Raw genomic sequence first — 25,941 nt, forward strand, 5'->3', positions numbered from 1 at the left:
GAGGCGGCGAAAAAAACCTCGCATTTGTTAGGCTTGCACCCTATCTCAGCGAAAAGCAGCGATGGGGATGATGATGAAAGACCATGTGCGGCCCTTGCCCACCTATCTGATGAACCGCTATCAGGGCTGGCGCGCCACCACCTATGAGCAAAATCGCCCGTGGTATCGCCGCCTTGCAGATCAGGGCCAGCATCCCCGCGCGATGGTGATTTCGTGCTGTGACTCGCGGGTGCATGTCACCTCGATCTTTGGCGCGGATGAGGGGGAATTCTTCATCCACCGCAATATCGCCAACCTCGTGCCGCCCTATAACCCCGATGGCGATCACCACGGCACCTCTGCGGCGATCGAATATGCGGTGACCACGCTCAAGGTCGCGCATGTGATTGTGCTGGGCCATTCGGGCTGCGGCGGGGTCGCCGGTTGCCATGCCCTTTGCACCGGCCAAGCGCCGCACCTGGAAGACAAGACATCGTTCGTGGGCACTTGGTTGAACCTGCTGCGTCCGGGCTATGAGCGGGTGCAGCATGTCGCGGAAACCGAGCGCGTGACCGCGCTTGAACGTGAAGCCGTGGTGATCAGCCTTGAAAACCTGATCACCTTCCCCTTCGTGCGCGACGCCGTCGCGGCAGGTGACATGAGCCTGCACGGCCTTTGGAACGATATCGGCGAGGGGACGCTTTGGCAGTTCAACCCCGAAACCGAAATCTTCGAGATGCTGTGAAAAAGGCTTAACGCGCTTTACCGCTTTTTAAGCTTAATGGGCGAATCTCGGTTCATGACCCAGAACCGACTCGTAACCCTCCGCTTGCCCACTGCCTTGATCGCCAAGATCGAGGCGGCTGCTCGGCTGCAAGAAGAAACGCCCGCCGAACTGATCCGCCGCGCGCTTTCGGACGCGCTGACGGAGGCCCCTTCGGTGGTCCCCAAAAGCGATATGGCGGTGATCTCCTCCGCCTTCGAAACTGCCGTTGGCTGGCTCGACCTGCAAGCGAAGCTGCGTAAGGCAGGCTTTGTGCTGCGGCTCGATGATGACCGGCTTGGCCTGCACGAATGGCCCTCGGATCATTTCGTGCTTTGGATCGAGGAAATCGGCCATTCGCTGGCCGAACTCATGCTGCAATTCCGCGCCCCCTTCCCCGGCGCACTCACCCGCAAAGCGGGGCTTGCGACAAACGGGATCAGCCGAACTGGCTCGGGGCGACGACCGGGGCGGGCTGCCTGAAGGCTTTCCGCCACACCGCCAGAATGGCGGCGTCATGCGGCCCCTTGAACCTAGGGGCCAGGACCTGATCGCGCGCAGAACGCCCTCGATCAGGTGCCTTATTCAAGATGGCAGAGAGACTCTGCCATCTGACTTTTCGGTCCCGTGGACACAGGGACTTAGAGGCGCAGCACTCCTTTGGCGGCACGCTGCGCCGTGTTTTATCTTACAGAAATGGGCGGAAATATCCGTTTCCTGCGGCCGTCTTCTGTGTGAAATGAACGGCCGTAGACTACAGGCGCAGTTCCGCCTTCAGGCTTGTTCCATCGCCTGCGTAAGCACGGCCAGCATTTGTTGCGGCGTCATCGCGCCATAGGTGCCCGACAGCGCTTGGTCATAAACCAGAACAGTGCCAAGCCCATATTTCGTCAGATCGACGTGAATCTGGCACCGCATCGAAAGCTTGCGATGCGCCTGATCGAGCGACCAATCCGTGATCTCAACGCGAATATCGGGGCCTTGATGCACGATTTTGTTCTGGTTGCCCGTCACTTGAAACGGACCACTGGCCTGATGGCCACTGACGAGGCCACTCCATTTTGCGTTGAACGCAAGGCCGAACGTGTTCGGTGACATTTCAATGAGCGTGAGCGTGATGTCGCTCTTCTCGACCCCGAACAACCCATATTTGCGTTTGTCGGTTTGTGTATCGATTACGTGGTTCATAGGCTGAGCCTCCCTAGCCCCGCTAAAGGACCTACCCGCCGGGGCGATACGAGCCTTTTCAGCCGAAGGCGGATCCGACCCGATCCGCCTTCGGCCTAAGGCAAACGTAGCGCGTTCCGCCGATTCGCTCAACTTAGAGTTGTTTTACTTCAACTCAGCGCAGCATTTGATCTGCGGGCCAGCGCATGGTTGTTTCCAGCGTGATGTTTTGCACCGCGCCGGGCGCCAGATCGAAGTCCCACGCCAAAAGACCCCGCTTATCGTCCCAATTCGCCGTGGTTTCAGGCGGTGTGGCGGTATGGGTAATCTGAAGATCTTCCTGTTCTGAATAGGGCACACGGTCGATCAGGCGCACGGCCCAAGCCTTGTCGGTCAGGTTTTCGGCGGCAATTTCAACCCGCTCGCTGCGCTCATTCGTTTTCGAAATCAGCCCGCGGTCGCCCTCATTCGCGCTTGGGATCACCCGCTTGAGCTTGAGCCCGTCAATCGCGCCAAAGCCAAGCCGCAGCTTATCGCCCGCTGCGGTGAAGGGCATTTCGGCGGTGCCCACAACGGCGCCATCAAGCCAAAGCACCGCCTCGCCGGGCAAGATGGGTTCGGCCCCGTTCACACCTTCGGCCACACGAAAGGCGGTATCGTCGCGTAGCGGCACCGCCTCGGCCAGCACCTCAACCGGGCGTTCCAACTGGTCAAGCTTGAGCCGCAAATCCTCAACCCCGTCGCGGATATCGACCGCGCCAGCATAGCTATAGGTGACCGTTTCGCCCTGCATTTCCATTTGCATCGTATCGGCGACGGGCGCAGGCGCAGCTTCGATCATCGGCATTTCTTCATAGTCAGCCAATTTCCCCATCGCTTGGCGCGACATCGCGGGCGGCTCAGACGGGCCAATGCGGCGCCGATCCGGCCAAAGCTCCGAAGGTTGAGATTGCTCCGAGGGGCGCGCGGTCGAAAGCGTCAGGGTCACCCCAGTCCAATCCTCGCCCGAGGCTTGATGCACCGAGACATAGCGATCAAAGACCAATTTGCCTGCCGCGCTCTCAAGCCGGATGTCATAGCTTGGCACCCAACCCGCCGCATCGACATAGGTGGTGATCGTCACCTGCCCCGCCCCGGCGACGCTCATCAGCAGCGCATCACTTTGCGTGGCTGGGTTTTGCAGCGCGTTGAGCGCTTGTTTCGCCTTTTGCACCGCTTCGCGCGCGGGCTTCAGCCCCGCTTCAGCCCGGCGCACCTCTGCCTCGGCAGCCACGCGGGCCTCTTCTGCGGCTTGCACCCCGGTGGCCACCGCTTGGGCAAGTTCGACCACCTGCGCGGGCGGCGTATTGGCGGTATCGAGCCCCTTGAGGAAAGCGGCCTGCGCCTCTGCAGCAGCGACCTTGGCTTTCATAGCGGCAATCGCATCTTCTTGCGTGGCCAGTGCCTCGCGCGCAGCATCGAATGCTTCGCGCGCCGCTTCCAATTCGGGAGACGTGACATCTTCGGCGACGGGCTGGCGTTCATCAATCAATGTCACCGCGCCCACAGTCACCCCAGTGCCAGCCACGCGCAGCGCCTCGGGCAACGTGTGATCGGGCAAATTGGGCACCAAAACCTCACGCGCGCCTTCGGGCACGGTGATGGTCCGCGTCACTTGGGCCCCCCATGGGAACAGGGTCACCGCCTCCAGCGTCGCGGGAATTTCCGTGGGCGCTGCAAAAAGCGCGCTTGGCGCAGCGGCCAGCATAAATGCAGAAATCAAAGATAGTTTGGGCATGGTCTCCTCCCTATGCTCACGCGCATAGGGTCTGCCCAGCCCGGTCTAAAAGCAAGAGGGCGCCCCAATGGGCGCCCTCACGTTTTCCTTAGCCAGCCGTGATCAACGACGGCTTAGCCTTTTTTCAAGCAGCGCTGGCCCAGCACTTCGGCGATTTGCACCGCGTTCAGCGCCGCGCCTTTGCGCAGGTTGTCCGACACGCACCACAGGTTCAGACCATTCTCAATGGTGCTGTCTTGGCGGATACGCGAGATATAGGTCGCATATTCACCGACACATTCGATCGGCGTGATGTAGCCACCCGCTTCGCGCTTATCGACCACCATGACACCCGGCGCTTCACGCAGGATCTCGGTCGCTTCTTCCCAATCAAGGAATTCTTCGAACTCGATGTTGACCGCTTCGGAGTGGCCCACAAACACCGGCACGCGCACGCAGGTCGCGGTGACTTTGATCGACGGATCGACGATCTTTTTCGTCTCGGCGACCATCTTCCACTCTTCCTTGGTTTCACCGGAATCGAGGAACACGTCGATATGCGGGATCACGTTGAACGCGATCTGTTTCGGGTAGACCTTCGGCGCAACTTCTTGGCCGGGGACATAAAGGCCCTTGGTCTGATCCCAAAGCTCGTCAATCGCGTCTTTGCCGGTGCCCGAAACCGATTGATAGGTCGAGACGACAACACGTTTGATTTTCGCGCGGTCATGCAGCGGTTTGAGCGCCACAACCATTTGCGCGGTCGAGCAGTTCGGGTTCGCGATGATATTTTTGTTGGTGTAGCGCACGATATCATCGGCGTTCACTTCCGGCACGATCAGCGGAATATCCGGATCGTAGCGGTAAAGCGACGAGTTATCGATCACCACGCAGCCTTGCGAGGCGGCTTTCGGCGCATAGACTTTCGTCGCGTCCGAGCCAATCGCAAAGAGCGCGATGTCCCAGCCGGTGAAGTCGAATTGCTCGAGGTCTTGGGTCTTCAAAGTTCGGTCGCCGAAGCTGACTTCCGTGCCCAGCGACTTGCGCGACGCCAGCGCCGCGATTTCATCAACCGGAAACTCGCGCTCGGCGAGAATGTTCAGCATTTCCTTGCCAACGTTGCCCGTGGCACCGACGACGACGACCTTATAGCCCATCTAGGCCTCCTTCTCGAAAGAACGGTGCCACGTAGCTGAAACCGCCCGCTTTGGAAAGGGATTCGCGGCAATTTCGCGCGAGTGATGCCCAAAACGCGCGGTCTTGGGCGCTTAATCAGGATGCGGACGAGAAAACAGATAAACCGCGAGCCCCACGACCACTGGCAGCAGGAAAAAGCCGAAAAGCGCCCTGTAAGCGGTGACCGGATCGCCCCCCTCAGAGGCCAGCGCAAAGACCGGACGCGAGAGAAAGAGCCCGATCCCGGCGCCCGAGATCGAGACAAGGTTGAGCGCGGTCACGCCACGCCCCACCAGATGCGGCGGCAAAAAGGCCCGGCCATGCGCCATCAGCACCGGGAAAGAGGCGCCGAAAAAGCCCACCGCAGCAAGCAAGAGCGTCGCCTGCGTCAACCCCGCGTCCGGCGCGAAGGCGAGCCAGCCAAGCGCCAAAGCCAACAGCCCGTTGCCCAAGATGGCGACCCTTTTATGCGTCCCCAAAAGCTTATCCGCCGGACCATAGGCGAAGTTGCCAAGCACCATCGCCACGCCCATCGCCAAGGTGACCGAGCCAATCAGCGCCGCATCGGCCCCATGCAGATCAGACAGCCACGGCCCCGCCCAAAGGCCGCGAATGGCGGCAGCGGCAGAATAATTGGCAAAGATCAGCGGCAAAATCAGCCAAAAGCCGGGCAGGCGGAAAATATCAATCACCGAGCCTTTGCGCCCCGGTTGCGCCTCGATCCGCTCCGGGTCGCGGGTAAAGGTGAAGATCGCGGCGGCGACCAACAGCGTGATGAGGGTCAGCGCCCAAAGCGTGGCCCGCCAGCCAAAAGCGTCCAAAGCCGCCGCTAAGGGGGCCGCGCCCGCAAGGTTGCCAAGCGAGCCCACGCCGATCACGCCCGCCGCCAAAGTGCCAAAAAGCGCGGGTGAGAAAGAGCGCGCGAAGATGTAGTAAGAGCCCATCAAAACCGGCGCGCAGCCGATGCCAATCAGCACCATCGCGAAGTGAATGCCCATCGGGCCATTGGCCAACGCAAAGGCCGCAGCGCCCCCGCCGCCGCCCAAGGCGAGCAAAACCCCCACCGTGCGGCGCGGGCCGATCCTATCAAGCGCCTCGCCCACCGGGATTTGCATGACCGCGAAGGCCAGATACCAAAGCCCCAAAGAGATCGCGAGATCTTCGGCGGTTGCGCCCAATTCCTCTTTCAAGACCGGCGTCAGCACCGCCAGACAAGCGCGGTAAAACTGGCTCAGCACATAGCCCGCCACCAAGAATGCAATCGACAGGCGCATGATCCCCCCAAGCCCTTCACAATCGCGCCAAGCTGCCGTGAGGCGCGCGCGCTGACAAGAGGGCAAGTGTATGGGGCACAAACGAAAGGGGCGGCCCGAAGGCCGCCCCAGTCGCGGAGGTTGCTCCCATTACGCGTCGAGCGTTTCGGGGGCCTGAATGGTGTCTACGGTTTTGGTGCGGATCGCGGCGGGGCCCGCAATTTCAATCCGGCGCGGCTTCAGCGCTTCGGGCACTTCGCGCACAAGGTCGATGTTGAGCATGCCATCGGTATGGCTTGCGCCGGTCACCTTCATGTGATCGGCGAGCGCAAAACGGCGCTCAAACGCGCGGGTGGCAATGCCGCGATGCAGATAGGTCCGGCCATCCTCATCTTCCGCTTTGCGGCCGGTGACGATCAGTGCGCCTTCGCGCAGCTCAACGCTCAGCTCATCCGAGCCGAAGCCCGCCACAGCGATCGAGATTCGGTAGGCGTTTTCGTCCGTTTTTTCAATGTTGTAAGGGGGATAGCTCGGCTGCGCCATATCGGCCGCCAAAACCCGGTCCATCATATCGGCAACGCGGTCGAAGCCGATGGTGGCGCGATAAAGGGGCGAAAAGTCGAAAGCACGCATGTTGGTCATCCTCTCTTGAGCGATGTCTGTTTAGCTTTGATGTGCCCGCCCCAAACGGGGCCGGGCGGGTTTGCCGGGGCCCGTCATGGCACCCCGATGCACTAGATTTGGGAGAGGGAAATCCGGGTTTCAAGACCCCGAAATGCGTTAAGGGCGCACGAATTTTGCCCCACCCACGCGGCGGGTTTCATGCGTTGCGGGGGCGCGCAAGCCAAGCTCGGCACGCAGATCAGTCAAATGTTCGGTCATCGCCCCAAGCGAGACCTCATCCCCGCGCAAATGCGCCTTGGCCGACACGATCGAGACGATTTTGGGCACCCCTCCGCGCATCGCAAAAATCGGCGCGCCAGAGGCGCCATAGTCGGCCGCGCAATTCATCAACACAATCCCGCCTTCGCGCTTGAGAACATTGCACATGCTTTGTAGCGCGGGCGCCTCGGCCCGATCATGGGCATAGGAGACGACGCCGACGGTATCTCCCTCCCCCGGCGCGGTGTCTGTTGCGAAGGGCTGCACCTGTGGCAGGCGGATCGGTTGATCCAGTTCCACCAAGGCAAGATCAAAGGCGACGCGGTCGAATTTCTTGGGACCTTCGTAAATGTAATCGGGGTGCGCCACCGCGCGGCGCGCATGGCGATAGGCCACCGCCCGACCATTGCGCCAGCCCGCGCGGAATTCGAGCGCCCCTGCGGCAATCATCTGCCCGCTGGCAGGGTCATACAGGCAATGCGCGGCCGTTAGCACCAAATCGGGCGCGATCAACGTGCCGGTGCAAAAGCTGCCATGGCCAAGGTCAAGCCGCCCGACCGCCTCCCATCCCCGGCTATCGGTGCCGGTGGACAACAGCTTCAACCCGCTTTCAAAAGCGGCGCTCGGCACGGCACAAAGGGCCGCGAAGATGGCTGCAAGGGCGAGACGGCGCATCAAGATTACTCGGTTCCTCCGGGTCTTTGCTCCACCTAGCCTGCGGGTTCGGCAAGATTATGGCAAGGCCGCAAGCGCACGCGGTTTTGGCCCGCCCAAGGCCCAGTCGAGCAGTTCAACCGTATGCACCACTGGCACCTGCGTGCCCGAGCCAATTTGTACAAGGCAGCCAATATTGCCCGCCGCGATCACTTGCGGCGCGGTGGCCTCCAGCGTGTCAACCTTCCGGCGCTTGAGTTCGGCGGAAATCTCGGGCTGAAGCAAATTGTAAGTCCCCGCCGAGCCGCAACACAGATGCGGGTCAAGCGGTTCGACCACGTCAAACCCGGCCTGTTGCAACAATTCTTTCGGCGCGGTTTTGATTTGCTGGCCGTGCTGCAGCGAACAAGCGGAATGATAAGCTACCCGCAGCCCCTTCGGCGCGGCTTCCGGCAGGCCGATGGCTTGCAAAAACTCGGTGATGTCTTTCGCGAGCCCGGCCACTTTTTCGGCCTGCGGCTGCAAAGCATCACCTTCAAAGATCACGCCATAATCTTTCACCGTCGTGCCGCAGCCCGAGGTGTTGATGATGATCGCATCCAGATCACCCGCCGCCAGATACGCGCGAATATTCGCGGCGGCTTGCGCGTGCGATTCCGCCTCGCGCCCCATATGATGCGAAAGCGCGCCGCAGCAGCCCAATTTCTTGGGGATCACCACCTCACATCCCAGCCGCCGCAGAAGCCGGATCGTGGCATCGTTGATATCGGTATCGAGCGCCTTTTGCGCGCAGCCGGTTTGCAGCGCGACACGGTAGCGACGCGGCCCGATGGGCGCAAAGGTCTGGGCGCGGTCGTTTTTCGAGGCTTTGGGCAGTTGCGCGGGGGCCATCGCCAGCATCGCTTTGAGCCGCGCATCGGGGAAGGCCCAAGCTAATGGCTTGGCGAGCCGCGCGCCGCGCATCGCCCACCGGAAGCGGTGCGGATAGGGCACAGTTTTGGCCAGCACGAAGCGCAAGAACCGCTCAAAGGCGGGGCGCTTATAGGTGCGCTCCACATGCGCCCGGGCATGGTCAATCAGATGCATATAATCCACGCCCGACGGGCAGGTGGTCATGCACGCCAAGCACCCCAAGCAGCGGTCAATATGCTTGACGGTGCGCGCATCGGCGGGCCGCCCGGTTTCGAGCATTTCCTTGATCAGATAGATGCGCCCGCGCGGGCTATCAAGCTCATCGCCCAGCACTTGGTAGCTGGGGCAAGTGGCGGTGCAAAAGCCGCAATGCACACAGGCGCGCAAAATCTTGTTGGCGCGCGCAATCTCGGGGTCGGCCAATTGTTCGTTGGTGAAGGAGGTCTGCATCAGCCCATCTTTCCGGGGTTGAAAAGGCCCTTGGGGTCGAAGCGCGCGCGCAGGCCACGGCTGAGGGCGGCCACGGGCGCAGGTTCGGGCTCAAAGGCCGCAAAGGCCCCGCTCAGGCAGGTGGCATGGCCGGTATAGGGCGCGGCAAGGGCGCGGGCATCGGTTCCCTCGGCCACACGCGCCCACACGAGCCCCCCCCCCCAATCGAGCACGACTTTACCGCCAAGCCGCGCGGCAATTTCGGGCCCTTCGGAGGGTTTGACCGAGAACCGCCACAGATCACCGCGCGCGCCTTGCAAGGGTTTCACCTCGGCCAAGTCGCGCCAAAGCGCAGCGCCCTCATCGCGCAAGATTTTCGGCGCAGAAGCGGCCAAAACCTCCGCCAACTTGCCCGCGCGATAGGCGACCGAATCCGCCAACCCCTCAAGCCGCACGATTGCCCCTACGCCCGGCAACCAGCCCGCACCAGAGGTATCAAATTGCGACCCAAGCGCTTGGGAAAGCACCTTTGCCGCTTCTGCGAGCGGCACATCCATCACCAGCGTTGCCTGCGCGGGCGCGGCGGGCAGCAGTTTGAACGCCACCTCACTCAGCACCCCCAAAGTGCCCCAAGAGCCCGCCATCAACTTGACCAAGTCATAGCCGGTGACATTCTTCATCACCCGGCCCCCGTTTTTGAGCACGGCCCCGGTGCCATCAACAAAACGCACGCCAATCAGGCTGTCGCGGCAGGCCCCAGCTTGAATGCGGCGGGGCCCGGACACATTGGCCGCCACCACGCCGCCAATCGTGCTTTCGCCTGTGGTGCCCAAAAGCGCGTTCCATGCGGCCGGCTCAAACGGCAGGCGTTGCCCCTCGGCGGCCACCGCTTCTTCAATCACGCGCAGCGGCGTGCCTGCGCCCGCAATCAGCGTCAGCGCGCCCGGCTCATAAAGCGAAATGCCGGAAATGGCGACTTGCAGCGCCGTGCCGCCCCCCTGCCCCACAGGCCGGGTGCCACCGCCGATGATTTGCAACGGCCCGGTGGCCTCGCGCACCACATCGGCCAATTCGCTTTCGCGCGTCACTCTCATGCCATTTTGCCTTCGACTTTGCTTAAATATCCCGGGGGGCTGGGGGCAGCGCCCCCGGCCTTAGCCACGCCGCGCGGCGCTGACGTGGAGCGGAAACACCTTGGCGGCGTTCAAAAGCCACTGCGGATCAAACACATCTTTCACCCGCATCTGCGCTTCCAGATCCTCCGGGGCGAATTGCACTTCCATCAGGTCGCGCTTTTCCAGCCCCACGCCATGCTCGCCCGTCAGGCAGCCGCCCGCCTCAACACAGAGTTTGAGGATTTCGGCCCCCATGCGCTCGCAAAGCTCCTGCTGGCCGGGTTCGTTGGCGTTGTAGATGATCAGCGGGTGCATATTGCCATCGCCCGCGTGGAAGACATTGCCGACCTCTAGCCCAAACTCTTGCGAAATCTCGCCAATCCGGCGCAACACATCAGGCAGCGCCGAGACCGGGATCGTGCCATCAAGGCACATGTAATCGCCCTTTTGCCCCATCGCGCCAAAGGCGGATTTGCGGCCAAGCCAGATGCGTTTGGCTTCGTCGGCCGATTGCGCCTCACGGAACTCAACTGGGTTATGACGCGCAGCGATTTGGCGAATGAGGCCCAATTGCTCGGCAATCTCGGCCGCGCTCCCCTCGCATTCGACAATCAAGAGCGCCTCGCAATCGGGGTAGCCCGCATGGCAAAAGGCCTCGGTCGCCTCAATACAGGGGCGGTCCATGAATTCAATCGCCACCGGCAAGATGCCCGCGCGAATGATATCGGCCACACACGCCCCTGCGACTTCGTTCGAGGCATAGCCAATCAACACAGGCCGCGCGCCCTCGGGCTGGCGCAAAATGCGCAGCGTGGCCTCGGTCACCACGCCCAACTGGCCCTCAGAGCCGCAAATGACCCCCAAAAGGTCGAGTCCGCCCGCATCGCAATAAGGACCGCCGATCTCGACCACCTCGCCCTGCATGGTGACGAGCGTTACCCCCATCAGGTTGTTCGTCGTCACCCCGTATTTCAGGCAATGTGCGCCGCCCGAATTCATGCCGATATTGCCCGCAATCGCGCAAGCTAGCTGGCTGGAGGGGTCGGGCGCATAAAACCAGCCCTGCGCCTCAATCGCGCCGGTGACGGAAAGGTTTGTGCGCCCGGCTTCGACCCGAATGAAGCGATTGTCGAAATCGACCTCAAGCACCCGGTTCATCCGTGCAAGGCCAAGCACCACCGCATCCGCCGAGGGCATAGAGCCGCCCGCAAGCGAAGTGCCTGCCCCGCGCGGCACCAACGGCACGCCCATCTCATGGCAGAGTTTTAACGCGGCAGCGACTTCGGCTGTGGTGCGCGGCAGCACCACGGCCAAGGGCGCACAGCGATAAGCCGAGAGCGCATCACATTCATAGGCGCGCGTCTCGGCGGGATCATCAATCACCGCATCGCGCGGCAGCGCCTTGCGCAACGCTTTGACGATACGCGTCTTTTGCGCCAGCACCGTAGTGCTGGGAACTGGCATATCCATGATTTCTCCTCCGCTCTGGTCAAACTTTATGACCAATTGAGGAGATTCGCACAACGAAAAGCTCGGCGCGACGCCTTAGCGCAGGATTGGCGGCTTGTCCGGGTCCATGCCGGGCGGCGTGCGGCCAAGCTCCTGCACCTCTTCCTCCACCCGCTCGGGAAGATGCAACACCAGGGCCTTTTCCATCAGCACTTCGGTGGCCGCGTCATCCTCTTTCAAGAAGGTGACATCAATCTCGCCCGCCTCAAGCCCCGAAAACGCCAGCGCCTCAGCCATCGCTTTCGCAATACCGGGTTGCGCGGGTTCGGGCGCGCCGACAAAGGCGAGCACGTGGCCACGCCCTCCGCCCTCATAAGTCACGCCGCCCAACAGCGCATGGGTGGCAAGCCCGGCAAGCTGGTCAAACTTCGCCTCAAACGCCGGAAGCAGCAGGCCGAGCACTGCGGGCGGCAGGTTCGGCGCGTCAAACGCCACCGGGGTGGCCGAGGTCGCTAGCGGCGCATGGGTCAAGGTATGAGTCAGCCATTCAAGCGCCTCGGGCGGCAAAAGCATCGCGGAATTGGCGACGCCCAAGTTGATGCCAAGCCCAACCCCCTCACCCGAAAGGTTTTGCGCGATCACCCGACCGGGCAGCGCCGCATAGGGGGCAGGCGCGCCGACAAAGGCCGAAAGCCGCTCTTCGAGATCAAAGGCCAAGATGAAATCGCCGTCTTCTGTGGCAAAGACTTGCGGGGTGATGTCTTCATCCACGGGCTCTTCTTCCAAGAGCACGAACAGTTCGGCATCGGCAAGCCGGTCGTAAACCGCCAGCCGCAAAGCCTCGTTTTCCGGGGCGGCTTCCATCGCCGCATGGGCACGATCATATGGGGTCATTGAGCACCTCCTTCACGCGGGCGCGCAGCGCGGGCACAACCTCGCCCGCGAACCACGGATTGCGTTTGAGCCAAGCCGTATTGCGCCAAGACGGATGCGGCAAGGGAAAGACGCGCGGCGCCTGCGATTTCCACCCCATCACCGCCTGCGTGAGCCGCTTTTCCCCAAGGTGCCAGCGGATTGCCGCGCCGCCGACCAAAAGCGTGCATTCCACCTGCCCCAAAGCGTCTAGCACCCGCGCGCGCCAGGTTTGCGCACAAAGTGGCGGCGGCGGCAGATCGGCCCCCTTGGTATCATAGCCCGGAAAGCAAAAGGCCATCGGCACAATGGCAATACGGTCGCGGTCATAAAAAGTGGGCTCGTCTACCCCCATCCAATCGCGCAGCCGATCCCCCGACGGATCGGTGAAGGGGCGGCCAGAGGCATGCACGCGCGCGCCGGGCGCTTGACCCACGATCAAAAGCCGCGCGCCGGGGCGAAACCACACCACCGGGCGCGGTTGATGCGCGGTGGCCGTGGCGGCAAACCGCCCCGCGCACAACCTGCAAGCGGTGATGCTTTCGATCAGCCTCTCGGCAGTTTCAGCGGGCGGCATCTGGCCTTCTTCGTTTCGCACCCGGCAACAAAATCGCGCGGATTGTAGAAAGATCGCGCATTCGGACATAATATCGCCCAAAAGCGAACGTAGGCGGTATCTTAACCAGTTCAGGTCACGATCGCCATGGTGGGCAGATAACAGGCAACAATCACGGGCCGGACAGGAGCCATGCTCGAATTCGACAATGTCAGCAAGTCCTTCTGGACGGGCAAGCGCCGCAAGGTGATCTTGGATCAGGCGTCGTTCCGTGTCGAATTGGGCAATTCTTTGGGCATTCTTGCCCCCAACGGCACAGGCAAGACCACCATCGTCAACATGATGGCGGGTCTGGAAAAGCCCGACGAGGGCGAAATCCGCAAAAGCTGCCGGGTGTCTTTTCCGCTTGGCTTCATGGGTGGCGTCGTCAACAAGCATTCAGGCCGCGAAAACGTGCGCTATATCGCGCGGCTCTATGGGCTCGACCCGGATTATGTGGAAGCCTTCTGCCGCTGGCTCTGCGGTATCGAGGAATATTTCGACATGCCGGTGGGCACCTACAGCCAAGGCATGCGGTCGCGCCTGACCTTTGCACTGCTGTTGGCGCTTGAATTTGACATTTACCTGATCGACGAGGGCATGCCCTCGACCACTGATGTCGAGTTCAACCGCAAGGCAGGATCGATCCTGCGCGACCGGCTGAAAGATGCCACGGTTGTCGTGGTCTCGCACCAGCCGAGCACACTTGAGAAATTCTGCCGCTCTGCGGCGGTGCTGCGCGATGGGCAGCTTTACATGTTCGACACTCTGGAAGAAGCGAAACGGATGTATGACTACCATGCCTAAGGCCGCCAGATACCGCATCCGTCGCGCCGGTGCTGCCCCGCAGCCCGCCCCCCAGCCCAAAGCCGGGGCCAATCTGCATTCGGTCGAGGAACTGCTGCGCCGCCGCGCCAAGCGTGGCGAGGTGCTGAACGCGGCCCAACACGCCGCGCAAACCGCCGAGGAAAATCCGGCGCCACCGGCAGATCCTCAAAGCGAACAACAGGCGGCGCCTGCCGCCGCGCCGCGTGCAAACGCCAATCCGCAACAGCCCGCGCCCCAGCCCCCGGCCGTAAAGCGCCCCGAACCGCCGGAGGCCCTTTTTGAGCCTGAAGACGATGGCTTCGGCGATGAACGCTTTCCCACCGCCGCCCCGGCTGGACCGGGCAGCGAAGTCTTGGGGCCGAACGAGCGCACCGCAGAAGAAGACATTGAAGCGATCCGCGCCGAAGGGCTAACCGGGCGGCAATTGCGCCTTGCCCGCCGGACCGCGCAAAAATACGGGGTCGAAGCGACCTCTGATTTTGAAGCGGTGCTGATGCTACGTCGGCGCGGGATCGACCCGTTTGATCGCGGCGCACTTCTGGCGCTTGAAAAATCCAATCAAGAAGCCGTGGCGCAAGCCACCGCAGCGGCCACCCCGGCGGTGGTCGGCGGGCGCGGCTCGGCCACGACCAAGGCCCTCGCACGCCTTGATGGCGCCGGTGCCGACACCCGCGTGCAACTGCCACAAACCATGGCGCCCGGCCAACTTCCCGCCCCGCAAGGCGCCCCGCCGCTCGACGAAGGCGCCCGGGCCCGCGAGATCATCCGCATCCAACGCGACATCGCCAAACGCCGCCGCCGCAAATTGTTGCTGCTCGCCGCGCGCCTGACGTTTTTTGTCTTCCTGCCCACGCTTCTGGCCGGGTGGTATTACTTCGTCATCGCCACGCCGATGTATGCCACTAAAACCGAATTCGTGATCCAAAAGGCCGATAGCATGGGCGGAGCGACGGGCCTTGGCTCGCTCTTTTCCGGCACGCAACTCGCCACCAACCAAGATTCGGTCACGGTGCAAAGCTTCTTGCAATCACGCGATGCGATGATGCGACTAGAGGCCGACAAAGGTTTCAAGGAGCATTTCGCGCAAGAGGGCATCGACCCGCTGCAACGGCTTGATCCCGATGCAACGAATGAGGCCGCCTACAAGGTCTATAAGCGCAATGTGAAGATTGGCTATGACCCGTCCGAAGGCATCGTGCGGATGGAAGTTGTCGCCGCCGATCCGCAGGTATCTAAGGCCTTTTCCGAGGCGCTGATTTCTTACGCCGAAGAACAAGTGGACCGGCTCACCTCGCGGCTGCGCGAAGACCAAATGCGCGGTGCCCGTGAAAGCTATGAAGATGCCGAGGCAAAAGTCTTTGCGGCCCAAGCCAAGGTGCTGGACCTGCAAGAAAAGGTTGGCATTCTGGACCCGATGGCGGAAAGCAGCGCTGTGATGGGGCAGGTCACAGCCTTTGAAACCGAATTGCAGAAAAAGCGGCTCGAACTCGGGCAATTGCTCGACAACCCACGCCCGAACCAAGCCCGCGTTGCCGGGGTACAAGGCGATATTTCGCGGCTGGAAAGCCTGATTTCCGACCTGCGCGGCCAATTGACCGAGCGCACGGGGTCAACCGAATCCCTCGCTGCCGTCACCGGGCAATTGCGGATCGCTGAAGCGGAATTGCAGACCCGTCAGGGCCTTCTGTCTGCCGCCGCGCAGCAAATGGAAGTGGCGCGGATCGAGGCCAACAAACAGGTGCGCTACCTTGAAATGGGCGTGCGCCCCGTGGCCCCCGATGAGCCCACCTATCCGCGTGCCTTTGAAGATACCCTTCTGGCCTTCCTGATCTTTTCCGGTATTTACTTGATGCTGTCGCTGACAGCCTCGATCCTGCGCGAACAGGTGTCGAGCTAAGCCCGGAGAAAGCATGAAAACCATCGAGATCGGCCCGCTGAAGATCGGCAATGACCTTCCGTTGACGGTGATTGCCGGCCCCTGCCAGCTTGAAAGCACCGATCACGCGCTAATGATCGCCGACACGATGGCCAAGGCCTGTGCCGCCGCTGGCGCGCAATTCATCTTCAAGGGCAGCTATGACAAGGCCAACCGCACCAGCCTGAGCGGTAAGCGCGGGCTTGGGATTGAGGCCGGTCTTTCGGTGCTCGACACGGTGCGTGCCCAGATCGGCTGCCCCGTGCTGACCGACATCCATGATGCCGAGCAGGCCCGCACCGCCGCACAGGTGGTGGACGTGATCCAGATCCCCGCGTTCCTATGCCGTCAGACCGATCTGCTTTTGGCGGCGGGCGAAACCGGCAAAGTGGTGAACATCAAGAAGGGCCAATTCCTTGCGCCGTGGGATATGGACAATGTCGCCGGTAAGGTCGCGGCAACGGGCAATGAGAAAATCTTGCTGACCGAGCGTGGCACCTCTTTTGGCTATAACACGCTGGTGGCGGATATGCGCGGCCTGCCGCGGATGGCGCAAACGGGCTACCCGGTGATTATGGATGCTACCCATTCGGTGCAGCAGCCGGGCGGGCTTGGCGGCGCCTCGGGTGGTCAGCGCGAAATGGCGCCGGTGATGGCCCGCGCGGCGGTGAGCCTTGGCATTGCTGGGGTCTTTATTGAAACCCATGAAACGCCCGATACCGCGCCCTCAGATGGGCCAAATATGATCCCGCTCGATCAGATGCCAAAGCTCATTGAAACGCTGATGGCCTTTGACCGGCTGGCAAAAGCCGATCCGATCCGGCTATAAGGCAGAGGGGGCATAGAGCCCCCTTTTTGTTTAAATGACCTGCGCCGCGGCCCAAGCCGACGACCACGCCCATTGGAAGTTATAGCCCCCAAGCCAGCCCGTTACATCGACCACCTCGCCGATGAAATGCAGCCCCGGCACGCGCTTGGCTTCAAGCGTTTTCGCGTCCAATTCATCGGTCGCGACACCGCCCACCGTGACCTCCGCCGTGCGATATCCCTCAGAACCCACGGGCCGCACCTGCCAGGCCTGCGCCTGTGCTGCCAATTGCGCCAAGGCTTTATTACCGTGATCGGCGAGCCGCCCCGAGAGCCCCGCCTCTGCGACAATCAGATGCGCGAGCTTCTCCGGCAGCAAGCGCGCAAGCGCGGTGTGAATGGCAATCCGCCCCGCCTCGGCCCGAATCGCGGCGAGCTCTGCAGCAATATCCCGCCCCGGTGCCAGATCAACCGTGAGGCTGTCCCCTTCCCGCCAATAGCTTGAAATCTGCAAAATCGCCGGCCCAGAAAGCCCGCGATGGGTGAACAAGAGCGCCTCGTCAAAGCTGCGCTTGCCGTGGGTGACCCGCGCCGGAACCGCAATGCCCGAAAGCGGGGCTGTGCGCGCCAAATCTTGTTCAGCGAAGGTCAGGGGCACAAGCCCCGGCCGCGTTTCCGTCACCCGCAGCCCAAATTGTTCTGCCAAACGATAACCAAAGGGGCTGGCACCGATCTTCGGGATTGATTTGCCCCCGGTGGCCACCACAACGCGGGGCGCATGCAAAACGCCTTCGGAAGTCATAACCTCAAAACCCGCTTCGGTTTGCCGAACCGCCTCGACGGATGTGCCCAGCCGCAACGCGCCTCCGGCCTGCACGCCCTCCACCAACAGATCGACGAGCTGGCTCGCCTTACCATCGAAAAACAGCTGTCCAAGGTGCTTTTCGTGCCAAGCAATCCCCGCCGCGTCGACCCGTGCGATCATATCGGCAGCGGTGAACCGGCTCAGCGCCGAAAGCGCAAAACGCGGGTTTTCCGAAACAAACCGGTCCGTGGCATTTTGGCGCGTCAGGTCGCGATTGGTGAAATTGCACCGCCCTCCGCCGGAAATGCGGATCTTTTCGCCCGGGCGCGCGGCATGGTCGAGCACCGCGATACGGCGCCCACGCGCCACCGCTTCGGCCCCACAGAAAAGCCCCGCAGCCCCGGCGCCAAGGATAATTGCGTCATAAGTGTCCATGCCTTCGTCCCTGCCTGTGGGCGCAGAAAAACGCAATGCATTTCGCGAATTTTCCTCTTGCGCCCCCCGACGCGCTTGGCTAAACACCGCCGCACAGAGTTGGGGTGTCGCCAAGTGGTAAGGCAGCGGTTTTTGGTACCGCCATTCCCAGGTTCGAATCCTGGCACCCCAGCCAACTCTCCCGGAAATAACCTTTGGTTGAGAAGCGTTGTTTTGCAAGGCCAGTAGTGTCTGGATGCAGGTTTTACAGGCGTTTCCACACGAGCTTGCCCAGCCTCGCGGGGAAACGGAGACGCTTTTCGTAGGGATGCCTGAGCGAAGAAGCGGTCTATGACCCCGTCAGCTAGCTTTGCACTCGGAACGGGCGAATTTTGCTACGCCAGATCGCCCACGTTTATCCGGAAGCATTACCCGTGTTGGTAACGACGGATCTGGGCCGGGCCTGCTTCCGCCGTCTACGAGATACGCTGCGGATTTATCTTGCGACCTTACGCAAGAACGCAGCGCATTTAGGGAGGCGGCTCCGAGACGATACAAAAAGCCGCAACTCCCTATCGCGATTGGCGGCGGCCTAGCGCTTCCCCTTCGGCTTACCGCGTTTGGCGCCTGCGGCAATCTCGCGCGCAGCCTCTGCTGCGGCCATCAATTCCTCGGCAATTTCTTCGGCCTCTTCCGGGTCAAAATCGAAGGGCGCGTCAAACCCTTCGCCGGAAAGATAGATTCGCACCATGCCCTGATCGGTCGGGCCAATTTGCAAATCGCCCATCATTTCGTTTTCGTCATTGATCCCCATCTTCGCCTCCGATGCGGTTTTCTTCCTTGGGCCTAGCCAAAGCCTGCGCGGGGGGCAAGCGCTTCGCCAATTTTACGCAGCAAATCCACGCGGGTTCCCTCTTGCAATCCCCCGCGCCAGCCGCTAAACGCCCCCTCAGTGCCGCCTTAGCTCAGTTGGTTAGAGCGCTGGATTGTGGATCCAGAGGTCCCCCGTTCGAGCCGGGGAGGCGGTACCATCCTCCCAGAAGATTTTCTACTTGTTCCGCACAGCGAGACCTAAGGCTGCGTGGCAAGAGGCCACCGCCCCTATTCTCCGATCGCAGCGCGCCAGCGGGCAAGGAAACCAGCCGTTTTCATCTGATCCATCGCGACAAGCAAGGTCGGCCCTAGTTCGATCAAGCGCCAGCGGCTGTCATCTTCTTCGCGATCCGCACCCGGCAAGGGGGCCGAGGGCGCACTGGCCAGATGAACCTTGGCCATTGAGCGCTGTCCAGATTCGGACAAGATGAAATCGAGCAAATCCCCGGCGTCGTGATTGGCTTCCGTCCCGGGCAAGATGGCTGCACGCGACAAAACCAAAGTGTAATCTGCAGGCGCAACAATTCCCAACCGTTGATCGCTGCGCGCGGCCTGCATCGCGTAGGAGCCTAACACGTTGTAAGCGATAAGATAGTCTCCAGTGGCCACGCCGCCGATGATCTCTGCAGAGCAGCAGGTTGCAACCGCACCAGAACGGGCGAAGGCCTCCATCAGCGCACCGAAGGTTGAGGCTTCTTGGCTATCCATAAATGCAAAAAGAAAGCCGAGCCCAGAGGCCGCGATGTCATAGGTCGCCACCCGTCCACCATAGCGCGAGCCTTCGGGGCGGAGCAGATCCAAAAGATCGAACCGGCTATCTGGAACATCTTCTGGGGGCACGAGGTTGCGATTGTAAACGATCACCGCTGGCTCACGCGAAATCCCCCAGACCTGATCGCGCCAGCGTAATCTATCGGGCAAGGCCTGTGTTTCCGGCGAAACCCAACTGACGGCACAGCCATCATTGACCAGTTTCACCATCTGATGCACGCCTGAGCTAATCACGATATCCGCGCCGGGCCTGCCCGTTTTGCAATCAAGCTCCGTAAGCGCATAGAGGTCATTCGAGCCCCATTGCTCATAGCGCAGGGCGAGGTCGGGGCGGTTTGCCAGAAAGTCCCGCATCGTCGGGGCCAGCACGGCAATATCGGTGGTTGTGCGCAAAGTGATTGAACGGGTTGCCCCTTGTGCGCCGAAATGCGCAACCGCTTCTTGCGCATGAACCGACGCGGCGAAGACCCCGCCAAGCAGTGACAATCCGATGAGAAGCTTTTGGATCATGGTTCCGGCTCCGGCGGCAGGACAATGGCAATACAAAATCCCTCTGGCCCACTCTCGGCCTGAAGTTCGCCGTCAAACGCCTCCGCCACGGCCTGTGCAATCGAAAGCCCCAAGCCGCTACCGCGCACCCGTCCTGCCGCCCCGGTGGCGAACCGCTCTCCCAACTGCGCCAAAAGCGCGGGCGAAGGCCCCGCCCCAACGTCTCGCACCCAAAGCCGCGCGCCCAGCAGGCTTTGATCGGCCCCAATCGTAATCGGCGCTGTGCCATGCGCGAGGGCATTGCCAAGCAGGTTCTTGGCCGCTTCGGTCAAAGACAGCCCATCGGCCAGTACCGTGACCGGAGCCTCACCAATCTCAAGATGCACCTCAGCCTCGGGGGCGACATGGCGCGGATCGGCATCGTCGAAAACATCAAGCGCAATATCACGCAGATCAATGGGCTCGCGCCTCGCCGCACCACCGCGATGAATCACCAAAGCACGCGAGAGCATCTGATCAAGCAAGCGGCTCAGTCGAACCGTGCCACCATGCAGTCGGGTGACAATCGCCTTTTGGGCGCCGGCATCCTCCTCTCCCGCGGCAAGATCAGCCTGCGCCCGTAAGGCCGCCACCGGGGTGCGCAATTGATGCGCGGTATCGCTGATCAGGTTTTTCATCGTGCGGAACTGACCATTAAGCCGCCCCATGAATCCGTTGATTGCCTGCACCATCGCATCCACCTCTGGAGGCACGGCGGCATCAATCGGGGTCAAGTCTCGCGGGTCGCGCAGCGCCAGACTTGCCGCCAGCTGGTTGAGCGGGCGCAGCGCTTGGCGCACCACAAAGACCGCAAAAGTCATGATAGCTACCCCACCAACGACCAGCCCCGCCAGCGCGTTGCGCGTGATATCAAGCGCCAATTCGGTGCGCGCATGCGTGGTTTGGCCCACAATCACCTGCACGGCACCCGAAAACTGCCGCTCGGCAAAGCGTCGCGTCACCCGAATGTAGCGCGCCGGATCACCGGTAAAGGAGGCATCATAAAAGGCGACATCGCCCTGCCCTTCAGGCGGCAATGGCAGCAGATCATAACCGGTCAGAACAGTGTCTTGCGGGCCAAGCACCTGATACGCGATGCGATCTTCTTGCGCGAGCCCCAAGAGCTCAAACGCCGACAGCGGCAGATCGACAACCGGCACCCCATCGACGATCGAGATCGAGGCGGCAATGTCATTCGCGGCCCCCACCAGAAGACGATCAAAGGCATCGCGTGCCGCTGCCCGGCCATAGGCAAAAGCCGCGAGCGACAGAATCAAGCCCCCGATCAGCAACAGTGCCGAGAGCCCCACAACCAGCCGTGCCGTCAAAGACAAAGGCCGTGAAGACGCGGCCCCCGCCTCACGCATCTTTGGCGACCTCATTTGTGGCGTCCAAACGATAGCCCCGCCCGCGCAGGGTTTGAATCTCGACCCCACTTCCGCTCAGCCTTTTGCGCAACCGTGCAACATAAAGCTCAATCGCGTTTTCCCCCGCCACGGTGTCATCGAACCCATAAAGGCCCTCTAACAGGCGCTTCTTGGACAAAACCTGCCCCCGATTGCGCATCAAAAGACCCAAAAGCGCAAATTCACGCCGCGCCAGTTCCAGCGGTTGCCCCGCTAATTGCACAAGCCCGCTGGTAGGATTGTAGCTAAGCGCGCCGATGACCAATTCGGGCGAGCGATCTGCCTTTTCGCGCCGCAAGATCGCATGCAATCGCGCCTCCAACTCGCGGTGATCGAACGGTTTGATCAGATAATCATCGGCACCAAGCGCAAAGGCCGAAAGCTTATCATCTACCGAGAATTGCGCTGTGAGCATGACCACCGGTGTCGCACTCCCGGCCCTGCGCATCTGGCGCAACAGGTCCGTGCCGCTGCCATCGGGCAGGTTGATGTCCAAGATCAGCGCATCATAGCCTTGCACATCAAGGCACGCGCGCGCCTGCTCCAATGTTGTCACCCAATCGCAAGCCATACCGGACCGCGCAAGGCGGCGTTGCGTGGCTTCGGCTAAGTCTTCGGCATCTTCAACCAGAAGTACGCGCATGAGCCCTCCTCTCTCGGAAAGCTTGTGACAGGTTTTTGACAGGTTCAAGCGCTATCAAGGGCGCACAAATCCGGTGCGGGAGGCGCTGGATGAAAAAGTGGAGGACAAAAATGGCTTTCAAACTTGTGCGCGCGGCGGCGACCGTCGCGGGGCTGACTTTTGCAACCGGTGCAATGGCATCGGAATGCATCGCCCCGGCGGGCCCCGGTGGTGGCTGGGATTTCACCTGCCGTCAGGTGGGCAAAATGCTGCAAGACCTTAAGCTGATCGATGAAACGATGCAGGTCACCAACCTTGAAGGCGGCGGCGGCGGCGTGGCTTTTGCTGAGGTGGTCAATAAGCGCGGCGACGCTAACGATCTGATTGTGGCGGCTTCTTCGGCCACGGCGACTCGGCTTGCCCAAGGCGCGTACCCGGGCAATACGATGGATCAAGTGCGCTGGCTCGCCGCCGTGGGCGCCGATTACGGCGTGATCGCGGTATCGGCGAATAGCCCGATCCAAACGCTTCCTGAACTGCTTGAGCAAATTAAAACCGACCCGACCTCGGTCTCGGTTGCGGGGGGCTCGGCTGTCGGCGGCTGGGACCACCTGAAGGTGCTGATCGCGGCCAATGCCTTTGGCATCGACGATGTGCGCACCGTGAAATACATCGCCTTTGATGGCGGTGGCGAGGCGGTGACACAGCTTCTGGCGGGCTCGGTGCAAGCGTTTACCGGCGATATTTCCGAAGCCAAAGGCTTTGTCGATTCGGGCGATATCCGCGTGATCGCGGTGCTCGCGCCGGAACGGCTTCCGGGAGCCTTTGCCGATTTTCCGACCGCGAAAGAACAAGGTGTGGATGCAATCGGCGCGAACTGGCGCGGCTTTTATGCCCCCGGCGGGATGACCGATGCGGCCTATAACACTTGGGTCGAAGACATTGGCGCGCTCTATGCCTCAGACGAATGGAAAACAGTGATGGCGGCCAATGGCCTTGCCCCGCTCGATCTGCAAGGCGCAGCGTTTGAAGAGTTCGTTGCCAGCTCGGTGGCGCAAATCCAACAGATTTCGAAAGAAATCGGCATCCTGCGCTAAGGCACCCGGCGCGGCAAACCTCGCGCTTGCCGCGCCCCAAAATCTTGTGGGAGGGACAGATGAGTGACCGCATCTTTGGAGCCTTTGGGCTCATGTTGGCGATTTTCTTCGCTTGGGGAACTTTGCAAATTCAGGAAAGCTTTTTGTCGGATACGGTCGGGCCCAAGACCTTTCCGCTGCTGATCGCCTCCCTTTTGGGCCTGTCCTCGTTCGCCATTTTGGTGCGTCCCGGGCCGGAACCAGTTTGGCCGAGCCTTGGCCGATTTGTCGAAATTCTCGCCGCGGTCGTGGTGATGGTGCTTTATGTCGAAGCGCTGGACATGTTGGGCTTTGTCTTCGCCACCACCCTTGCCACCACCTATCTATCGTGGCGCCTCCAATCCCCCCTTTGGCAAGCAGGCCTTGTTGGCGTGGGCACCGCGGTCGGGATCTATGTGATCTTTCATCTCCTCCTTGGCCTGTCGCTCGCGCGCGGCCCCTTCGGTTTCTGAGGCACCCCAATGGATATTCTTGCATCTCTCGGGGATGGCTTCGTCACCGCGATGACCTTCCAAAACCTTGCACTTGCGCTGTTGGGCACCTTCCTTGGCACGATGATGGGCGCTTTGCCCGGGCTTGGGCCGTCCAATGGCGTCGCGATCTTGATCCCGCTCGCTTTCTCACTGGGACTTGGGGCGACGCCTGCGCTGATCTTGCTCACAAGCGTCTATTATGGGGCCATGTATGGCGGGCGGATCTCTTCGATCTTGCTTAACATTCCGGGCGATGAACCGGCGATGATGACCTGCCTTGATGGGTATCCGATGGCCCAGAAAGGCTTGGCGGGCGAGGCACTTTCGCTTTCGGGTATTGCCAGCTTTGTGGGCGCCTTCATCGCCACTTGGGGGCTGATCCTGTTCGCGCCGATCTTGGTGAAATTCGCTCTTCTGTTCGGCCCGGCGGAATATTTCGCGCTTTTCGCGCTCGCTTTTGCCACTTTGGGCGGCGTCTCTTCGACCAACCAAGCCAAAGCCGCTTTTGCCGCAATGCTGGGTCTTGGCCTTTCAGTGATTGGCGTCGACACCCAAACCGGCGTGCCGCGGCTGACTTTTGGTGAAGTCCATCTCTATGACGGGCTCGATTTCCTTGTCGCCATCGTGGGGCTTTTCGCGCTCTCGGAGGTGTTTATCTTCCTTGAGCACCATCATGGTAATTCGGCTGCAGGCGGTCGTTCAATCAAAGTGGGGCGCCTAACGCCGCCTTGGTCGATGCTGAAGTCGACCTTCGGCAGTATGCTTCGCGCCTCTGGGCTTGGCTTTATCGCCGGTGTTCTACCGGGGGCTGGCGCATCGCTGGGTTCTTTCCTCGCCTATTCGGTGGAAAAGCGCTTGGTCGACCGCGAAGGCACCTTTGGCAAAGGCGATCCGCGCGGGGTTGCCGCCCCTGAGGCGGGAAACAATGCTGCATCCGGGGGGGCTTTGGTACCGATGTTGGCGCTGGGGGTGCCTGGCTCTGGCACGACTGCCGTGTTGCTTGCAGTTCTGCTTTCACTCAATATCACGCCGGGGCCGCTCTTGTTCCAAAACAACGCCGATGTGGTTTGGGGACTGATCGCAGCGCTTTTCATTGCCAACTTCATGCTGTTAGCGATGAACATCCCCATGGTTGGCATTTTTACCCGCGTGCTTTTGATCCCACCGCGCATCTTGATGCCGGTCGTGGCGATGATCTCTTTCGTCGGCATCTATGGCATTTCAGGCTCGACCTTCGATCTGTTGGTGATGATCGGCTTTGGGGTTCTGGGCTGGGTGCTGCGCAAGCTTGATGTGCCGCTGGTGCCGATCATCCTTGGCACGCTTTTGGGCAACACGATGGAAAACAACCTGCGCCGCGCGGTGACAATTTCCAACGGCGATTACTGGACACTGGTGGGCAGCCCGCTCGCGATTGGCCTGTGGACCGTGGCGATTGTGGGATTTGTACTGCCGCTGTTTATCGGGCGCATCGTCAAAGCCCGGATGCATGAGCGCGGCGATGAAGAAGGCGCGATCACCGATTGATCAAACAGATGTGGCGGCCCGCGCTTACAAGGCTCGGGTCGCTACATCGTTTTTGCCATGCAATGCAGCGCCCTGATGGGCTGGCACTTGCGCAAAACACCTCGTGATTTGGGGAGATATGTCCCCGCAGCACTCGCCCAATCAGCAAGCTTCACGCCTGCAATTCGGCATCCCAATACAGGAAATCAATCCAACTTTCATGCAGGTGCCCCGGCGGGAAGCGTCGCCCGATTCGGTGCATGTCTTCGGCATTCGGTTCGCGCGCGGGTTGGCGCAGCCGCAGGCCCGAGGCTTTGAGCGATTTGTTGGCCTTTTTCAGGTTACACGGCGCGCAGGCCGCCACCACGTTTTCCCAACTGGTCACGCCGCCTTTGGAACGCGGGATCACATGGTCAAAGGTCAAATCCCCCTTCGCGCCACAATATTGGCAGCAAAAACCGTCCCTTAAAAAAAGATTGAAGCGCGTGAAGGCCACGCGCTTCTGGGGTTTGACGAATTCTTTGAGCACCACAACAGAGGGGATGCGTATGCTTTGCCTTTGCGACCGCACCACCTCGTCATATTCGGCCAAGATGGTGACCCGGTCGAGGCAGACCGCTTTGACCGCCTCCTGCCAAGGCCAAAGCGACAGCGGGTAGTAACTCAGCGGGCGAAAATCGGCGTTGAGCACCAGTGCCGGGTGACGGCGCAAGGCCGATGGCTCGCGCACAAAATGTGTTCGAAAGTCGCTCCTGTCGCCGTGATCGAGCATGGCCATGCCCCTTCCGCCTGTCATCTGCGGGCAGCGATGCGGA

25 protein-coding genes and 2 tRNA genes are annotated in these 25,941 nt (G+C 61.3%); 10 read left to right on the top strand and 17 right to left on the bottom strand.

The features are described from left to right. The first annotated feature begins 73 nt into the window (after positions 1-73). The gene (locus CRO18_RS01595; RefSeq protein ID WP_076485044.1) at positions 74-724 is read left to right on the top strand and encodes a carbonic anhydrase; all 651 of its coding nucleotides are present in this window, start codon (positions 74-76) and stop codon (positions 722-724) included. 54 nt (positions 725-778) lie between these two features. Continuing rightward, on the top strand, positions 779-1,225 hold the full coding sequence (locus tag CRO18_RS01600; protein WP_139327825.1) for a hypothetical protein: 447 nt from the start codon (positions 779-781) through the stop codon (positions 1,223-1,225). Between the two features lie 291 nt (positions 1,226-1,516). On the opposite strand, the gene CRO18_RS01605 is transcribed toward CRO18_RS01600, so the two are convergent. The 11 genes from CRO18_RS01605 to CRO18_RS01655 form a co-directional block, all read right to left on the bottom strand. Next, positions 1,517-1,930 carry a hypothetical protein gene (locus CRO18_RS01605; RefSeq protein ID WP_097080821.1) on the bottom strand — a complete coding sequence of 138 codons (414 nt, stop codon included), beginning with the start codon at positions 1,928-1,930 and terminating at the stop codon, positions 1,517-1,519. A gap of 154 nt (positions 1,931-2,084) precedes the next feature. Further along, complete coding sequence (locus CRO18_RS01610) at positions 2,085-3,686, bottom strand: DUF4139 domain-containing protein (protein ID WP_097080822.1); 1,602 nt, start codon at positions 3,684-3,686, stop codon at positions 2,085-2,087. A gap of 113 nt (positions 3,687-3,799) precedes the next feature. Further along, entirely contained in the window at positions 3,800-4,822 is a 1,023-nt protein-coding gene (locus CRO18_RS01615) for an aspartate-semialdehyde dehydrogenase (RefSeq protein ID WP_076484909.1), read from the bottom strand. A gap of 111 nt (positions 4,823-4,933) precedes the next feature. Beyond that, positions 4,934-6,115: an MFS transporter gene (locus tag CRO18_RS01620; protein ID WP_097080823.1), complete on the bottom strand. Its 1,182-nt coding sequence runs from the start codon at positions 6,113-6,115 to the stop codon at positions 4,934-4,936. A 129-nt stretch (positions 6,116-6,244) separates the two neighbouring features. Continuing rightward, positions 6,245-6,727 carry an Hsp20 family protein gene (locus CRO18_RS01625; protein ID WP_097081093.1) on the bottom strand — a complete coding sequence of 161 codons (483 nt, stop codon included), beginning with the start codon at positions 6,725-6,727 and terminating at the stop codon, positions 6,245-6,247. Positions 6,728-6,874: 147 nt separating this feature from the next. Next, complete coding sequence (locus CRO18_RS01630) at positions 6,875-7,651, bottom strand: serine protease (RefSeq protein ID WP_076484911.1); 777 nt, start codon at positions 7,649-7,651, stop codon at positions 6,875-6,877. Between the two features lie 57 nt (positions 7,652-7,708). Beyond that, complete coding sequence (gene glcF, locus CRO18_RS01635) at positions 7,709-8,992, bottom strand: glycolate oxidase subunit GlcF (protein WP_097080824.1); 1,284 nt, start codon at positions 8,990-8,992, stop codon at positions 7,709-7,711. After that, on the bottom strand, positions 8,992-10,065 hold the full coding sequence (locus CRO18_RS01640; protein ID WP_097080825.1) for an FAD-binding protein: 1,074 nt from the start codon (positions 10,063-10,065) through the stop codon (positions 8,992-8,994). Before CRO18_RS01640 ends, glcF begins: the two co-directional genes overlap by 1 nt. A gap of 60 nt (positions 10,066-10,125) precedes the next feature. After that, positions 10,126-11,556: an FAD-binding oxidoreductase gene (locus CRO18_RS01645; RefSeq protein WP_097080826.1), complete on the bottom strand. Its 1,431-nt coding sequence runs from the start codon at positions 11,554-11,556 to the stop codon at positions 10,126-10,128. Between the two features lie 75 nt (positions 11,557-11,631). After that, a complete protein-coding gene (locus CRO18_RS01650; protein ID WP_097080827.1) occupies positions 11,632-12,429 on the bottom strand; it encodes an SseB family protein in 798 nt (265 codons plus the stop codon). After that, complete coding sequence (locus CRO18_RS01655; RefSeq protein WP_097080828.1) at positions 12,416-13,024, bottom strand: uracil-DNA glycosylase family protein; 609 nt, start codon at positions 13,022-13,024, stop codon at positions 12,416-12,418. The genes CRO18_RS01650 and CRO18_RS01655 overlap by 14 nt, the downstream gene beginning before the upstream one ends. A 171-nt stretch (positions 13,025-13,195) precedes the next feature. Here CRO18_RS01655 and CRO18_RS01660 point away from each other — a divergent pair, with 171 nt between their 5' ends. From CRO18_RS01660 to kdsA, 3 genes are read left to right on the top strand one after another with little or no spacing between them, the layout of a single operon-like run. Continuing rightward, positions 13,196-13,849: an ABC transporter ATP-binding protein gene (locus CRO18_RS01660; RefSeq protein ID WP_076484917.1), complete on the top strand. Its 654-nt coding sequence runs from the start codon at positions 13,196-13,198 to the stop codon at positions 13,847-13,849. Further along, entirely contained in the window at positions 13,833-15,767 is a 1,935-nt protein-coding gene (locus CRO18_RS01665) for a capsule biosynthesis protein (protein ID WP_097080829.1), read from the top strand. The genes CRO18_RS01660 and CRO18_RS01665 overlap by 17 nt, the downstream gene beginning before the upstream one ends. A 13-nt stretch (positions 15,768-15,780) precedes the next feature. After that, positions 15,781-16,614 carry a 3-deoxy-8-phosphooctulonate synthase gene (kdsA, locus tag CRO18_RS01670; protein ID WP_076484919.1) on the top strand — a complete coding sequence of 278 codons (834 nt, stop codon included), beginning with the start codon at positions 15,781-15,783 and terminating at the stop codon, positions 16,612-16,614. Positions 16,615-16,644: 30 nt separating this feature from the next. Here the strand turns inward: kdsA and CRO18_RS01675 are convergent, their stop codons facing one another. Next, positions 16,645-17,832, bottom strand: coding sequence for an NAD(P)/FAD-dependent oxidoreductase (locus tag CRO18_RS01675; RefSeq protein WP_097080830.1), 1,188 nt, complete (start codon positions 17,830-17,832; stop codon positions 16,645-16,647). A gap of 100 nt (positions 17,833-17,932) precedes the next feature. Between CRO18_RS01675 and CRO18_RS01680 the strand changes: the two genes are divergently transcribed. Beyond that, positions 17,933-18,007: transfer RNA gene (locus CRO18_RS01680), tRNA-Gln, on the top strand. 396 nt (positions 18,008-18,403) lie between these two features. On the opposite strand, the gene CRO18_RS01685 is transcribed toward CRO18_RS01680, so the two are convergent. Further along, a complete protein-coding gene (locus CRO18_RS01685; RefSeq protein WP_076484921.1) occupies positions 18,404-18,625 on the bottom strand; it encodes a DUF6324 family protein in 222 nt (73 codons plus the stop codon). A gap of 140 nt (positions 18,626-18,765) precedes the next feature. Here CRO18_RS01685 and CRO18_RS01690 point away from each other — a divergent pair. Next, positions 18,766-18,842 (top strand) — tRNA-His (locus tag CRO18_RS01690). 70 nt (positions 18,843-18,912) lie between these two features. Here the strand turns inward: CRO18_RS01690 and CRO18_RS01695 are convergent. The 3 genes from CRO18_RS01695 to CRO18_RS01705 are packed head-to-tail and all read right to left on the bottom strand — an operon-like array spanning position 18,913 to position 22,032. After that, positions 18,913-19,965, bottom strand: coding sequence for an ABC transporter substrate-binding protein (locus tag CRO18_RS01695; RefSeq protein ID WP_097080831.1), 1,053 nt, complete (start codon positions 19,963-19,965; stop codon positions 18,913-18,915). After that, entirely contained in the window at positions 19,962-21,350 is a 1,389-nt protein-coding gene (locus tag CRO18_RS01700) for a sensor histidine kinase (RefSeq protein WP_170952524.1), read from the bottom strand. The genes CRO18_RS01695 and CRO18_RS01700 overlap by 4 nt, the downstream gene beginning before the upstream one ends. Beyond that, entirely contained in the window at positions 21,343-22,032 is a 690-nt protein-coding gene (locus tag CRO18_RS01705; RefSeq protein ID WP_076484924.1) for a response regulator transcription factor, read from the bottom strand. Before CRO18_RS01705 ends, CRO18_RS01700 begins: the two co-directional genes overlap by 8 nt. A 110-nt stretch (positions 22,033-22,142) precedes the next feature. Here CRO18_RS01705 and CRO18_RS01710 point away from each other — a divergent pair, with 110 nt between their 5' ends. The 3 genes from CRO18_RS01710 to CRO18_RS01720 are packed head-to-tail and all read left to right on the top strand — an operon-like array spanning position 22,143 to position 25,147. After that, positions 22,143-23,108, top strand: coding sequence for a tripartite tricarboxylate transporter substrate binding protein (locus tag CRO18_RS01710; RefSeq protein WP_076484925.1), 966 nt, complete (start codon positions 22,143-22,145; stop codon positions 23,106-23,108). A 59-nt stretch (positions 23,109-23,167) separates the two neighbouring features. Beyond that, positions 23,168-23,599, top strand: a complete 432-nt coding sequence (locus CRO18_RS01715) for a tripartite tricarboxylate transporter TctB family protein (protein WP_097080833.1) — start codon at positions 23,168-23,170, stop codon at positions 23,597-23,599. 9 nt (positions 23,600-23,608) lie between these two features. Continuing rightward, positions 23,609-25,147, top strand: a complete 1,539-nt coding sequence (locus tag CRO18_RS01720) for a tripartite tricarboxylate transporter permease (protein ID WP_076484927.1) — start codon at positions 23,609-23,611, stop codon at positions 25,145-25,147. Between the two features lie 151 nt (positions 25,148-25,298). Here the strand turns inward: CRO18_RS01720 and CRO18_RS01725 are convergent, their stop codons facing one another. Next, positions 25,299-25,898 carry an HNH endonuclease gene (locus CRO18_RS01725; protein ID WP_076485046.1) on the bottom strand — a complete coding sequence of 200 codons (600 nt, stop codon included), beginning with the start codon at positions 25,896-25,898 and terminating at the stop codon, positions 25,299-25,301. Positions 25,899-25,941: the final 43 nt, after the last annotated feature.

It is taken from the genome of Rhodobacter sp. JA431, assembly GCF_900217725.1.
Lineage (GTDB): Bacteria > Pseudomonadota > Alphaproteobacteria > Rhodobacterales > Rhodobacteraceae > Rhodobacter > Rhodobacter aestuarii.

Coding starts and splice junctions, on each gene's coding strand:
- CRO18_RS01595 (WP_076485044.1), top strand. CDS start 74: ATGAAAGACCATGTGCGGCCCTTGCCCACCTATCTGATGAACCGCTAT.
- CRO18_RS01600 (WP_139327825.1), top strand. CDS start 779: ATGACCCAGAACCGACTCGTAACCCTCCGCTTGCCCACTGCCTTGATC.
- CRO18_RS01605 (WP_097080821.1), bottom strand. CDS start 1,930: ATGAACCACGTAATCGATACACAAACCGACAAACGCAAATATGGGTTG.
- CRO18_RS01610 (WP_097080822.1), bottom strand. CDS start 3,686: ATGCCCAAACTATCTTTGATTTCTGCATTTATGCTGGCCGCTGCGCCA.
- CRO18_RS01615 (WP_076484909.1), bottom strand. CDS start 4,822: ATGGGCTATAAGGTCGTCGTCGTCGGTGCCACGGGCAACGTTGGCAAG.
- CRO18_RS01620 (WP_097080823.1), bottom strand. CDS start 6,115: ATGCGCCTGTCGATTGCATTCTTGGTGGCGGGCTATGTGCTGAGCCAG.
- CRO18_RS01625 (WP_097081093.1), bottom strand. CDS start 6,727: ATGCGTGCTTTCGACTTTTCGCCCCTTTATCGCGCCACCATCGGCTTC.
- CRO18_RS01630 (WP_076484911.1), bottom strand. CDS start 7,651: ATGCGCCGTCTCGCCCTTGCAGCCATCTTCGCGGCCCTTTGTGCCGTG.
- glcF (WP_097080824.1), bottom strand. CDS start 8,992: ATGCAGACCTCCTTCACCAACGAACAATTGGCCGACCCCGAGATTGCG.
- CRO18_RS01640 (WP_097080825.1), bottom strand. CDS start 10,065: ATGAGAGTGACGCGCGAAAGCGAATTGGCCGATGTGGTGCGCGAGGCC.
- CRO18_RS01645 (WP_097080826.1), bottom strand. CDS start 11,556: ATGGATATGCCAGTTCCCAGCACTACGGTGCTGGCGCAAAAGACGCGT.
- CRO18_RS01650 (WP_097080827.1), bottom strand. CDS start 12,429: ATGACCCCATATGATCGTGCCCATGCGGCGATGGAAGCCGCCCCGGAA.
- CRO18_RS01655 (WP_097080828.1), bottom strand. CDS start 13,024: ATGCCGCCCGCTGAAACTGCCGAGAGGCTGATCGAAAGCATCACCGCT.
- CRO18_RS01660 (WP_076484917.1), top strand. CDS start 13,196: ATGCTCGAATTCGACAATGTCAGCAAGTCCTTCTGGACGGGCAAGCGC.
- CRO18_RS01665 (WP_097080829.1), top strand. CDS start 13,833: ATGACTACCATGCCTAAGGCCGCCAGATACCGCATCCGTCGCGCCGGT.
- kdsA (WP_076484919.1), top strand. CDS start 15,781: ATGAAAACCATCGAGATCGGCCCGCTGAAGATCGGCAATGACCTTCCG.
- CRO18_RS01675 (WP_097080830.1), bottom strand. CDS start 17,832: ATGGACACTTATGACGCAATTATCCTTGGCGCCGGGGCTGCGGGGCTT.
- CRO18_RS01685 (WP_076484921.1), bottom strand. CDS start 18,625: ATGGGGATCAATGACGAAAACGAAATGATGGGCGATTTGCAAATTGGC.
- CRO18_RS01695 (WP_097080831.1), bottom strand. CDS start 19,965: ATGATCCAAAAGCTTCTCATCGGATTGTCACTGCTTGGCGGGGTCTTC.
- CRO18_RS01700 (WP_170952524.1), bottom strand. CDS start 21,350: ATGCGTGAGGCGGGGGCCGCGTCTTCACGGCCTTTGTCTTTGACGGCA.
- CRO18_RS01705 (WP_076484924.1), bottom strand. CDS start 22,032: ATGCGCGTACTTCTGGTTGAAGATGCCGAAGACTTAGCCGAAGCCACG.
- CRO18_RS01710 (WP_076484925.1), top strand. CDS start 22,143: ATGGCTTTCAAACTTGTGCGCGCGGCGGCGACCGTCGCGGGGCTGACT.
- CRO18_RS01715 (WP_097080833.1), top strand. CDS start 23,168: ATGAGTGACCGCATCTTTGGAGCCTTTGGGCTCATGTTGGCGATTTTC.
- CRO18_RS01720 (WP_076484927.1), top strand. CDS start 23,609: ATGGATATTCTTGCATCTCTCGGGGATGGCTTCGTCACCGCGATGACC.
- CRO18_RS01725 (WP_076485046.1), bottom strand. CDS start 25,898: ATGCTCGATCACGGCGACAGGAGCGACTTTCGAACACATTTTGTGCGC.